Annotated in this window: 8 protein-coding genes and 3 tRNA genes; 6 read left to right on the forward strand and 5 right to left on the reverse strand. The window is 22.8% G+C overall.

Annotation, left to right across the window (positions count from 1 at the left end; genetic code table 11):
- Positions 1 to 169: 169 nt before the first annotated feature.
- The 4 genes from OC680_RS01485 to OC680_RS01500 form a co-directional block, all read right to left on the reverse strand.
- A tRNA-Leu gene (locus OC680_RS01485) sits at positions 170 to 252 on the reverse strand.
- Positions 253 to 274: 22 nt separating this feature from the next.
- Positions 275 to 350: transfer RNA gene (locus OC680_RS01490), tRNA-Gln, on the reverse strand.
- A gap of 55 nt (positions 351 to 405) precedes the next feature.
- A tRNA-His gene (locus OC680_RS01495) sits at positions 406 to 481 on the reverse strand.
- A gap of 491 nt (positions 482 to 972) precedes the next feature.
- Complete coding sequence (locus OC680_RS01500) at positions 973 to 1,416, reverse strand: hypothetical protein (RefSeq protein WP_304515357.1); 444 nt, start codon at positions 1,414 to 1,416, stop codon at positions 973 to 975.
- A gap of 1,823 nt (positions 1,417 to 3,239) precedes the next feature.
- On the opposite strand from OC680_RS01500, the gene OC680_RS02235 reads away from it, so the two are divergent.
- The 5 genes from OC680_RS02235 to OC680_RS01525 all read left to right on the forward strand — a co-directional run bounded on the left by OC680_RS02235 (position 3,240) and on the right by OC680_RS01525 (position 8,970).
- Positions 3,240 to 3,365, forward strand: coding sequence for a hypothetical protein (locus tag OC680_RS02235; protein ID WP_338140590.1), 126 nt, complete (start codon positions 3,240 to 3,242; stop codon positions 3,363 to 3,365).
- A gap of 1,339 nt (positions 3,366 to 4,704) precedes the next feature.
- Positions 4,705 to 5,430 (forward strand): amino acid ABC transporter ATP-binding protein, encoded by a 726-nt coding sequence (locus OC680_RS01510; RefSeq protein ID WP_304515358.1) that lies wholly within the window; start codon positions 4,705 to 4,707, stop codon positions 5,428 to 5,430.
- Between the two features lie 137 nt (positions 5,431 to 5,567).
- Positions 5,568 to 7,196 (forward strand): transporter substrate-binding domain-containing protein, encoded by a 1,629-nt coding sequence (locus OC680_RS01515; protein ID WP_304515359.1) that lies wholly within the window; start codon positions 5,568 to 5,570, stop codon positions 7,194 to 7,196.
- A gap of 276 nt (positions 7,197 to 7,472) precedes the next feature.
- Positions 7,473 to 8,003: a hypothetical protein gene (locus OC680_RS01520; RefSeq protein WP_304515360.1), complete on the forward strand. Its 531-nt coding sequence runs from the start codon at positions 7,473 to 7,475 to the stop codon at positions 8,001 to 8,003.
- Positions 8,004 to 8,133: 130 nt separating this feature from the next.
- The gene (locus OC680_RS01525; RefSeq protein WP_304515361.1) at positions 8,134 to 8,970 is read left to right on the forward strand and encodes a hypothetical protein; all 837 of its coding nucleotides are present in this window, start codon (positions 8,134 to 8,136) and stop codon (positions 8,968 to 8,970) included.
- Between the two features lie 528 nt (positions 8,971 to 9,498).
- Here OC680_RS01525 and OC680_RS01530 read toward each other — a convergent pair.
- Entirely contained in the window at positions 9,499 to 9,981 is a 483-nt protein-coding gene (locus tag OC680_RS01530) for an SVM family protein (RefSeq protein ID WP_304515362.1), read from the reverse strand.
- Between the two features lie 833 nt (positions 9,982 to 10,814).
- On the opposite strand from OC680_RS01530, the gene OC680_RS01535 reads away from it, so the two are divergent.
- On the forward strand, positions 10,815 to 12,304 hold a 1,490-nt coding region (locus OC680_RS01535), incomplete at its 3' end, for a coiled-coil domain-containing protein (protein ID WP_304515363.1).

Genomic DNA, 12,304 nt, shown 5'->3' on the forward strand with positions numbered 1-12,304 from the left:
TTAATCACTTTACGGATATGCTTTGGTCCCTTTTGTTTTTTCAAACTCAGGTTAATCCGTTACTTCTTCCCATTATCATGAGGAACGAGGTGCCTTAATCCTCTTTCATTTACGCCCGAACTAGCGCACCTACCGTTAACATCATATCCCTTTCGTAGGAGAAAAATTATGGTACGGATGACAGGACTTGAACCTGTACGCTTAAAGCGCTAGATCCTAAGTCTAGTGCGTCTACCATTCCGCCACATCCGCTTAATTATTTGGTCTAGTTAATTGGCAGGCCCAGCTGGATTCGAACCAACGAATAACGGAGTCAAAGTCCGTTGCCTTAACCACTTGGCTATGGGCCTTTATTTCTCATTTAATTACAAAAAAACAAATACATGTATTCTAATAAAATAATAATGGGGCGGCTGATGGGAATTGAACCCACGAATATCGGCGCCACAAGCCGCTGCGTTAACCACTTCGCCACAACCGCCATCTTTATATATTATGCATGTCGCAATAATTACTATAAATAATAAAAGAATAAAATACTACACAATTTTTTCGTTATATATTTAAATTTAACAGTATTAAACATCATACATTATACACTTATTTTTGATAAACTAAAAGACTTAGTTAATTTTTTATTTAATTTTAATTTGTTATCCTATCTTCTTTATATTTCATTAATTATGAATATTATCTTTTTACATTACATTAAGATTAATTATATTATAAAAAAATGATTTTAGTTTTTATTAGAATTAAAAAATTTTGTTTTGGTTTTTTGAGTCTTTAATTGATTGTAATGATTTCGATAATTAAAATAAAAAAGACCTTAGTTATAAGATCTTTTTTATTTTCTAATTACAAACATTTTCAAAAATTTATTTTAATTTATGTTATTTAATTAACATTAATGGAAAATTGTCAATTAATTTTTTATAATTTCTATTTTGTTAAATATTTTCTCACTATCTTTTAAAAATTATTTGGCTTATTATTCTGGCCAATATCTTGTATGTTCTCTTCATCAGTAGCAATAACATCTTCTTGTTTTATTAACTCATCATTATTTTTTTTATTTTTTGTTAAAAAATTTATTTTTGAAAGAATTTTGCTCAAACCAACTCTTTTTTTTAATTCCATTGGTTCTTTTTCTGTATCTTCACATTGTTCTTTACATTCATCTTGTAATTCATCTTGTAATTTATTTTGTAATTTATTTTGTAATTCATCTCTTAAAATGCTAGTTAATTCTTGGTTTTGAGACATTTCTGCTTTCATCTCTTGGATAATATAATGAATTCTTTTTAAATGAGCATCATAAGAATCTAAATCTTCTTTAGAAGTTAAATTTTGTTTATATTCGTCGTTGCTGGTGTTGGATTTTTGAAAAAAATTAAGATAAATAATCGAAGCCAATAAAGTTATAAGTGCTGCGATGATAAAAGATATTTTTAAAACATTTGATGATTTATATGGTTTGTTAATTTTTAATATTTCCTCTTTAATATTTCATTTTTAACGTTTAATACATATTAAATATGTAAATAAACTAAATTAGTAAATATTTAAATTTTTTTATTGATTAATGTTAAATAATACAAATTTGAATTCTAATTTTTTCTTTTTTTAAACTATTTTAACTTAATTATAAATTTTGTAAAATATCAATGGTAATATGATGCTGAATGCATCAATTACATACTTCTTTTGAAAAATATAGTGATCAAAAACCACTACACCTACATTATAAATTATTTTTAAAATTTTTTTTCAATTTTTTATCAAAATATTTTTTAAAGTATTTACATTTATTTATAGCTTATTTTTTTGTTCTGCCATATAGAACGAAAAAGATAGTAATTAAAATAAGAAATAATTAAACATATAAGAATGAGCTTATAATTTATAATTTTTTCTGATATTTATAATTCCAAAAACATTTACTCTGGTCACACTGGTGAGTTGTTCCCAAAAATTAGACACTTTTTGTTTTTAAAAAAACTTTAAGATTAACTTAATAAGTTAGTCTTTTTTTGTTTCTAAAACTAAACCCAAAAAATTCCTGATGATTTAGTAGAAATAAAATAATTTTTAGACATTTAGATATCAATATTGTTATTGAACATCAATATTTAAGTCATACTAAAAAAAGCATGATTATTAACCAGCTACCTATCTCTGATTAAAAAACCAAACTCTTTTTATTTACTTTCAAATCTTAGCTTAAATTAAAAAGTATCGCCTGGTAATAATTTAAACCCATTCTACTCAAAGTAATAGCATATAAAACTACTTAATCTTTTGACCATGATTAAAATGCCAAATAACTTCCTTAAAAATAACTATCCTTTATTTCAAATTAACTATCAAGATATAAAAAAGATTGATTTAAAGAAATCATTGGAAAAATTGAGATCAAATAAATTAGAAACTTTAAAGTTATTTAAATTAGCTGATCATAAACTCAATAAATATCATCATACTCTGAAAACTAATTATTAAAAAGTTTTAAATATTATTTATTATCCTGAAGAAGATTTGAAATATATTCGCTTCTTTTTAACTAAAAACCAACAAGGTTACTGCGTTAAAAAAATCACCATCTAAGTATAAATATTTAAGCCACTGGATGAAGTTGTGCTCATTTTGTTGACTATTTGTTAACTATTTTGTCCTTCTAAAATCCTTATGTTTTTCTAACTTAAATGAAAAGCGATATTTTGATATTATCAGATTATATTTTGTCATTATGGATTATTGATATCATAAAAGTTTTTTTGATAAATAATTTTATTTTTTAGTTCATTTAAATTATTAAGTAATTTTAGTTTTTTTAATTTAACAGCCTTACCAATATTGAATGGATGGATTTATTACAGTAAATAAAGATATCAATGCGCTCACTAATCCATAAAATAAAAAATTTTTTATAATTATAAAAGTTAATATATATAATATTAGATTTATAGAGATAATTGTATTTTTAATCATGAAATTAGAATAAATTAATCAAAGAGTTAAGTTATTAACAAAAAAATAGTTACCAAAATTCAAAAAAATTGATAAAAGATCATTTTTAGATTTAGTTAAACAATTTAAAAATAACTTAAATATCAAGACTATTTTAAAAACGATTCAAATTAAACGGAGTATTTATTATTAGTTAAAAATAAAAACCAGATTCTAAGTAAAAGAATGAAAATACCTTTTACAACAAAAAAAGTATTAAATTTTTGTGTTTGCATTATCAATATTTTTATGGTCATCGTAAAGTTACTGATTTATACCGAAAAATCTTTAACGAAAACATCAATAAGAAAAAAGTTTACATTATTAAGAAGGAAAACGGGATTGTTGTCGTTTAAAAATTAAAAAATATTTTGCTTATCGTAATTTTAAAAAATAATCTGCAAGTTATTCCGAATTTAATTAATCAAAACTTTTTCTCACAAAGCCATTACAAAAAATCTTCACCGACATTACTTATTTCAAAACTAATCAAGGATTTTTATATTTTCCTTGTATTATAGACTCTTTTAATAACCAAATTATCTTTCCCATACTTCAAAATATCTAAATAAAGATTTAGTTTTAACTACTATTAAAAACTACCCAAAATTATTCATCTTGTATCATTCATTTCGATCAAGGAACCGTTTATTAAACATTTTAAGTGTAAAAAATCTTAACTAAAAAAATGTTTTTTCATTAGCATGCTCAAAAAGCCACACCGTGCGACAATCCCATAATTGAAAACTTTTTCGGCCAAATGAAAAGTATATTACAATATCAACGTCCTTTTTTATTTTTAAAAAAAACTGAAAAAATTAATCAATTATTTCCCTAAATTTTGGAATACTTAATGGATTTTAGGTAAATTAAATTTTTCATCGCCATCTCAATATACTATCCCAAATCTTAGATAAATAATTTTTTTAATTTATTTAAAATATTTAACCTTTTAAAAAAGGTTACTTTTTTTACGCATTTTTTTGCCAAAATAAAATAATTATGTAAAAAAATAATTTTAATTTCATTTTATTGGTACTTTTTTAACTTTTTCACCTAACGATATAGTGTAAAAGTTAAATATTTAAAAAAATATCTTTTGAAACTAAAGAATTATATCGCAAAAAGTTTAAACAGATAGGGAATATCAACTTAATTTTTAGTCTTAAAGAGCAATTTTAAATGCAAAGGTGTTTTCAGTGCGCTGATCATATGTAATCAGATTTTATCATAATATTTAGATTTTGCTAGAGCACATACAAACAAGAAAGAAAATAATCCAAATTATCTTTAGTTGAAAGGTAATTTATATAAAATTTTTAAATTAGTACAAATACTTCTTATTTTGAAGAATAACAAGTTTCTTTCTGTACTTCAAACAATTTTATGGTAGATGATATCTATAATTCAAGAAAATCCATCAATTATAAAATAGTTAATCTATCTGGAACCTTAAATTCATATTTATTGATTTAGTTTTATTTAATTGTTGAAAAAAAGATTTCTACATTAATTTAATGGTATTAACTTGACAAAAAAATACTTAAAGTATAGAATATATCTTTAAATAAACCAAAAATTTTTAGATCTTGAAATATTATTTACATAGAATGCTTTTATGAAAATATGCGTGAAATATTTAGATATATTTTAAAATAAGAATTTTTTTTAAGGAAAGGGAGGATATATCAAATAATGAACTATTTAATAGAAGTTCAAAATTTAAACAAATCTTTTAATAATCAATTAATTTTAAAAAATATTAACTGTAAAATTTTAAAAAAAGAAGTGATTACTATTATTGGTCGATCTGGTTCTGGTAAATCTACTTTTTTAAGATGTTTAAATTTATTAGAGAAACCTGATTCGGGTAAAATTTTAATTAATAAGATAAATATTTTAAAACATAACGTTAATCTATCTCATTTAAGAACACAAATAGGCATGGTTTTTCAAAATTTTAATTTATTTGATGAAAAAACAGTTTTAGAAAATTGTTGTCTTGCTCCTATAAAAGTTCTTAAAATACATTCAAAAAAAGCAGAAATAATAGCTAGACAAAAATTAAAAGAAGTAGGAATGTTAAATTTTATTAACGAAAAAGCAAAAAAACTTTCAGGAGGACAAAAACAAAGAGTAGCTATTGCTAGAACCTTATGTATGACCCCTCAAGTTATTTTATTAGATGAACCTACTTCCGCTTTGGATACTGAATCTGCACAAGACATTCTTGAAATATTACAAAAACTAGTATATAAACAACAAATAACTTTAATTATTGTTACCCATGAACTCCAATTTGCGAAAAGAGTTTCTAGCCAAATTTATTTCATGGAAAATGGAAAAATTTTAGAGAGAGGTACTTTGTATGATATTTTTGCAATCAATAAATGCCCTAAAATTAAATCTTTTTTTGTATAAAAATTTAATTCAGTAATGCAAAAATTAATTTTTGCAAGATAGTTATTAGTTAATATATTTTATAACTGTAATCTAAAAAAGATAAAAAATAAATAACGAGATGATAAATATTCTTATAGAAAGGAAAACATTGGTTTATGAGCATAAAAAAAATTAAAAAATACTTAAAAAACTGGCAAAAATTATCAATAATTTTCTTTTTATTAGCTATTTTTATTTATCTTAATTTTAATATTTTTATGATCTTTTTCAATAAAAATAAAAGTTCAAATACAATTACCTTAGGAATTGTTAATAATTGCCCTCCTTTAGCTTTTGATGCTTATAACGCTCCAAACAGTATAAAGACTGAAAATGACGAATCTATAAGTGGGTTTGACTTATTATTATTCCAAGATTTAGCTAAACGTATAGGCAAAAATTTAATAATTAAGTTATACAGTTTTCCAGTAGGAGTATTAAACGCTGTACAAAATGGTTCTATTGACGCAGCAATAGGAAATATGAATATAACACCAGAAAGAGAAAAAAAAATGTTAGCTATTAAATATGGCTTTTCCGATGTAGGTATCTTATTAAGAAGGGATGATAAACGTTTTCAAGAACATTTGAATTCTAATTCCATACCAATAGAAACCTTAAATAAAATAATAACTCAAAGTCAAGAAAAAATTAAACTAAATACTATGACTCAAACCATATATGACATTGAAATATTAGATAAATTACAAAAAGAAAATCATTTATCTAATTACGAAAAATCTAATTTTAAAGAAGATGCTGTTAATTGTGCTTATGAAATTGAAAACAAGAGTGCAGACGTTTTTATATTTGATTTCCCAGTGTTAAATATACTGGAATTAACTCCTGGAAATGAAAAAAAATTTAAATCACTAAAAATAACTCACATAGATAAAGAATTTCAATTACCATTAGGAATTTTTGTAGCAAAAGAGAATAAAAAATTAGCAAACTCCCTACAAAAAGCGATAGAATCTATATCCTCTTCCGACAAAGAAAAATATTATCAAAAAGCCTTTACAGATTATAATTATATACAAACAAAAATTCGTAATAAAATTTCTTTTATGCAAAAATTAACCAAAATAGTACAAACATATAAAAATAGTTTTTTTGTATCTCTGACATTGGCAATTGATAGTCTTCTTTTAGGTTTTATGTTAGCTTTAATTTTAGTACATATCAAGATTTTTTGTAGTAATGTTAGTGAAAAAAAATTTCTGCTATTGAGCCAAAAAATACTTTTGATTATAACAACATTTTGTAGTAATTTTGCACAAGCAGTCCCAATAGCCATTCAAGCTTTGTTACTTTACAATATATTGATAAAACAAATAGATCTATTAAAAGAACCCGTTGGTCCTTTTTTTATCTCTTTATTCATAATACTTTTTAATAATGCTTTTAATTTTATGAACATTATTCTTCATCATATTAGATTTTTAGATCAAGGACCAATAGAAGCAGCTTATGCGTTAGGAATGAATCAAAAACAAGTCTTTAAACATATTATATTAGAACAAGCCTTAAAAAGAACTTCTCCTTCTATATGGAATCAATTTATTGTTAATCTCAAAGATACCGCTTTATTCTCTATAATTGGTTTAACTAGCCTATTATGGTCAGCCCAAAGAAACATTGCAATAACTTATGACACTATAACCCCTTTTGTAATTGTAAGTATAATTTATCTTATTTTAGTAAGTATAACTAACATTATAAGTCACAAAATTCATAAGCAATAATAAAATATATCCTAATCTGAAATATAGTTAAGTCTAAAAAGAAATATGTTTAAATATTTAGTTTGGAATAATATTTGTTAAAACTAAATATTTTTACATAGAAAACCACTAACAATAATTTAAAAATATATTCATCGAATTAATAAATCAATCTAATCTTATGTTAGAACGCTAATTAAAGCAAATATTGAAATATTTTCTTAAAAATGATATAATAGCCTTAAAAAAGATATTTTAGAGACTACTATCAATGAGTAAAAGGATGAAAATTATATAATGTTGAATTTTAGAAAAGCATTTATTTCCGTAATTTATGTTTGGTTATTTTTAAATTTTTCCGCTGCAATAATTTTTTCAAAAAAATGGATTATAATCCCGCCTTCATTATTAAATATTTATGCAATGGAGAACGATATGCAAGAAAAATTAAACAACGAAAAAACAAAAAACAAGCACAAAATTTCCGATAATAGAGCTTTAAGACAAATAGAAAACCTACAAACAAAAATAAATCAAATTCAGAATGATATAAAAGTTTTTTTACAAAAAGATATTATTAATATTTCTAGAATAAAAACAATTTCATTATTTTTAGATGAATTTGACAAGGAATTAGAGGATTTAAAAACGAAAGTAGAAGTATTTTATACAACAGAACAGTCTTTATTATTAATCAGAGAAATCGAAGTCAAAATTAAACGTAAAGAAAATGATTTTCATAAAGAATGCTTATTCTACTATAATATAAACATATTAGGAGATGAATATGATTCGATATCTGGTCTTTTTTGGGATTTTAGCGTTTAAATAATTTATATGAATTGTTTGAAAATATCTACATAAATAAACAAGTTTTATATTTAGATTTTTTTATATGTCTTAATATATTTACAATTTGAAAATTGTAATAATGTATAAAGGGTAGAAAATACTTGTTATGAAAGATATTAAAAATTTATTTAACAAATTTCCTTTAGATGTTTACTGGTGGGTTTATCTAATTTTTTTCTGTTTTTTTTCCGAAATCGTTAAAATATTATTAAAAAATTTAATTAAATTTTTATGTAATATACTATTACTAAATTTCAATTTTATTTTTAAAAAAAAGAAAGATATTGATAACATTCATAATAAAGAAATACCTCAAATTTCAATACAAAACCAAATGCCCTACGGAGAAAATACAGATAATAATTTGACTTTAATCGAATTAAAAATGTTAGAAATCCATCAAAGAGAAACTAGAAATTCTAAAGATAACTTACTTAGATTAGAATTAAACCAACATAAAATAGAAACTAGACTAGAATTAAACCAGCAAAAAAGTTATTTTGAAAAAGAAATATTAAAACAACAAATAAGTTATTTAGAAAAAGAATTAAATAAAATACAAAGTTACAATAATAATATGTTTAATGGTATAAATAACAACGGGAACTACAAGGTAAACAACAACGATGACAAAAAAAGTGTAAACAATATCAAAGAAGCTACGAATTTATCTTTGAAAGATGAAAATTTGCAAAAGCAAATTCCCGAAAGCTTACAAAAAATATTTGACAAAATAGAAAATTTTACTGAAATACAGTTATTTATGTTAAATAATATGCCTGTAAATAACAATAGTCCTTCTCAATCATATTACGATCACCAAAAAAAAGTTCTATATGTTGAACCTAAAGACCTATTATTTGTCAGGACTCTTTTAATAGAAAAACAACAAAAATATAAAGGTTTATACCTTGATAAAACTGATAATAACAAAGAAAATTAATAATTTTTAACAAAAAGAACCCAATCTTGAAAAATTAAAAATAATTAAAGCTTTTTATATAAACTATTTTCATCATTGTAAATAAGAAACTTACAAAAATACTTTTTTTTGTAAGTATATATAGATACCGTTATAAAACATGATTTAAAAACTTTTACAAATTAAAAGGATAATTTACCTATTATCTCAAAATTATATATATCCGCTTGTTCACCTTCTTTGAGCATTCTCAACAAAAAAAAAGAAAATAAGCTGCATTTTGATTACCTCTTTTTTTTCGAAACCTTTTAAAAAAATTAATTATTTATTATCGCACTAACTAAACTAATTAAGTTTCTAATGATTAATGATTTATCAATTTTTTTAATTTTTCGACAGAACGATTCCATGAAAAGAATAGAAAATCTGTAAAATGAAGTTCTGGTTAGATTTTAACAGTTCATTAATTCCTTTCACATTTCTTCTAATCTATAATCTAAGTGTCTTATGTTTTTTAGTTTTTTTACATTTTTATTTAGTTATATTTATTTAAGCAAAGGACGAATAATTTATTTTATCTCTCTGTTTTAAAAAGAAAAAAAACCAGCTTGCTATCTCTTTTGTTGAATAATTAGTTAAATGAGAACGTTTTTGTTTGATATTTTGAGTAAAATTTAGAACTTTTTGTGCTATTGAAATAAGTTTGTAAATATCCTCCTCTTCTTGTTGACAAAAAAATCCAACCCAATTTATTATTTCTTCTATAGAATAATTAGCTAAGTGAGGGTTTTTTTGTTTAATGTTGTGAGTTAATTTTAGAATTTGTTTTATTATTTGAATACATTCATAGACTTCTTGTTCACTAGGCTGATCTGCTTCATGGTATATTTCAATTTGTTTGCTTTGATTATTTTCAACATTTTTCATTGCTATTACTTTTCTTAATAGAGTTTTATTGTTTATAAACAATAAACCTAAAAAGAAAAACAGATAAATATAAATTATTTTAAATTGATTATTTAATTTTAACATTTACTATAAAACTCCTTATTCATTAAACTATTTATTATGAAATAGTATGATTGTTATTAGAACGATGAACAACTTTAAAGTATTTACTTTATTATATTAACATCCTAACATATTATTAACAAATGTCAAGTCTTTATTTGTCTTCTTTGAAATATTTCATTTATCATTATTATTATTTTTAAAAAAACTCAAAAAATTTTTATTATAGAAAATTCTTTTGCTCTTTTTTTGTAATGTAAAAAAAAATAATTAAAGTGCTCTGGAAAAGCAACTAACAATAAATTTCTCTTTTAATTAAGTTCGTTTAAATAAAATTTTAATTTAAAAGCATTATTTAAGAGGCAATGCATTTTTTAAAAAAATTAAAATCATAATAATACAAAAATTAATAATCTTCATAATTTTGAGTATAATAAAAATTGTATAGTACTATAAAAAAATTTTTAAAATATTTATATTTTGTCTTGCCTATTTCTTAAAATTTTTTATATTTTTTACTTGTATTCTGTATCTTTTTGCGACTAGAATTATGATAAGAGCAATAACAATATTTAACAAAAGGATTTTAATATTTGCTCGTTTAATAAGATTATTCCAAGATCAGTAATAAGTATTTTGTATATATTTTTTGATTTTTTTGTTTAAATTTTTTGAAACATCTAAATTTATTTAAATTGTTGAAAAAAAGTGTTTAGAGTTTAAACTTTATAAACATTCATTTACAATACTTATTTTTTTATATTTCTATGGTTAGAAAAATATTAATTTTTTTGTTAAAGACTAAAAAGAATTTTCTTAATTTAGAAAGGTTTTCTCATAAAGAAACATTAAATATGAAAATAAAAAAGAAATTTTTTTTAAATTTTTTTTTATTATTTTTAATATTTTATTTTGTAACAACAAAAAAAATAAATGCTCTTGGATCTGATAATCGAAATTTATTATTAACGCAATTAGAAAATATTTCAGAAAAAAAATTTACTTCGTTAGAAACATTAAAAAATACTTTTCCGCAATATCTTAAAACTAGTGATTCTGAGCAAAACAAATTATTATTGGCAAAAGCATTAGAAATCATTTTAGAAGAATTTGACAAAAGTTATTATAGTTGGGAGAAACTAAATAAAAATAATAATTTAGAAACTAGTTTAGAATTATTAGATAAGTATAACATAATAAACGAATTTGAAAATACAATAGCCGAAAGTGTCTTTGATACAGAAAAATATATTTTTGTATTTCCAGGTAATGAAGCAGACGTAAAAAATTATAATGCTTATTTATATCATAAAGAGAAAAAATTTCGAGCGAAACAAGGCTATTATTGGGCACTTTGGCATCCATCTAATTTAGAATTTATTTCTAAAAAAAAGATCGAATATATACTTGATATTTTTAAACAAATTATAACTTTAGAAAAAGAAAATAAAGATACTCGACAACTAAAAGAAGAATTATATCAGTACGAAATAGCAAGTTCGCAACAACAAAAGTTTATTATGGAACAAAGTCATTTAATCAATTTTCTTCGAAAACAAGTTTTAGATCAAAGAAATGAAATTCTTCTGAATTTAGAAAATGCTAAGTCTTTAAAACAAAGTTTAGAAAATAATCTTGAAGAATTAAAAAAAGCTAATTTTTTAACACAAAAAAAAATACAACAGTTGAATCAGGAGAACCAACAAATATCTCAAGATCTTTTATCATATAAAACAACATTAAATGAGAAAAAAGGAGTTATTCAACAATTAGAACAACAACTCAACCAACTAGGGCAACAACTTACAACTAAAACGCAAGAAGTAGTGGCTTTACAGACAATGAACGCTGAAAGTAAACGACAATTACAAACTATTTTAACTGACCATCAACGTAAGTTACAAGCTACGCAAACTGAATTCGATAGCTTACAACGAGATTATCAACAAGCACAACAAGACATTGTAGGGTTACAAGAACAGGTCCAAACACTCACAACTACTATTCAAGAGCAAGAACAACAGATTAACCAACTTCAACAAACGGTTAACGGACAAAAAAAAGAAATTACTCAATTAAAGAAAAATATTCAAGAAACGAGTCAACTTTTAGAACAAAAAAATCAAGAATTAACTCATAATCAACGTTTATCACTCACAGCCAAAACGCAATTACAGACTGAAATCAGTAATTTAAAAAATCAATTGGAAGTACATCAAACAACATTAAATGAGAAAAAAGGAGTTATTCAACAATTAGAACAACAACTCAACCAACTAGGGCAACAACTTACAACTAAAACGCAAGAAGTAGTGGCTTTACAGACAATGAACGCTGAAAGTAA

Source organism: Candidatus Phytoplasma melaleucae (genome assembly GCF_030588185.1).
GTDB classification, from domain to species: Bacteria; Bacillota_I; Bacilli_A; order Acholeplasmatales; family Acholeplasmataceae; genus Phytoplasma; species Phytoplasma melaleucae.

Coding starts and splice junctions, on each gene's coding strand:
- OC680_RS01510 (WP_304515358.1), top strand. CDS start 4,705: ATGAACTATTTAATAGAAGTTCAAAATTTAAACAAATCTTTTAATAAT.
- OC680_RS01515 (WP_304515359.1), top strand. CDS start 5,568: ATGAGCATAAAAAAAATTAAAAAATACTTAAAAAACTGGCAAAAATTA.
- OC680_RS01520 (WP_304515360.1), top strand. CDS start 7,473: ATGTTGAATTTTAGAAAAGCATTTATTTCCGTAATTTATGTTTGGTTA.
- OC680_RS01525 (WP_304515361.1), top strand. CDS start 8,134: ATGAAAGATATTAAAAATTTATTTAACAAATTTCCTTTAGATGTTTAC.
- OC680_RS01530 (WP_304515362.1), bottom strand. CDS start 9,981: ATGTTAAAATTAAATAATCAATTTAAAATAATTTATATTTATCTGTTT.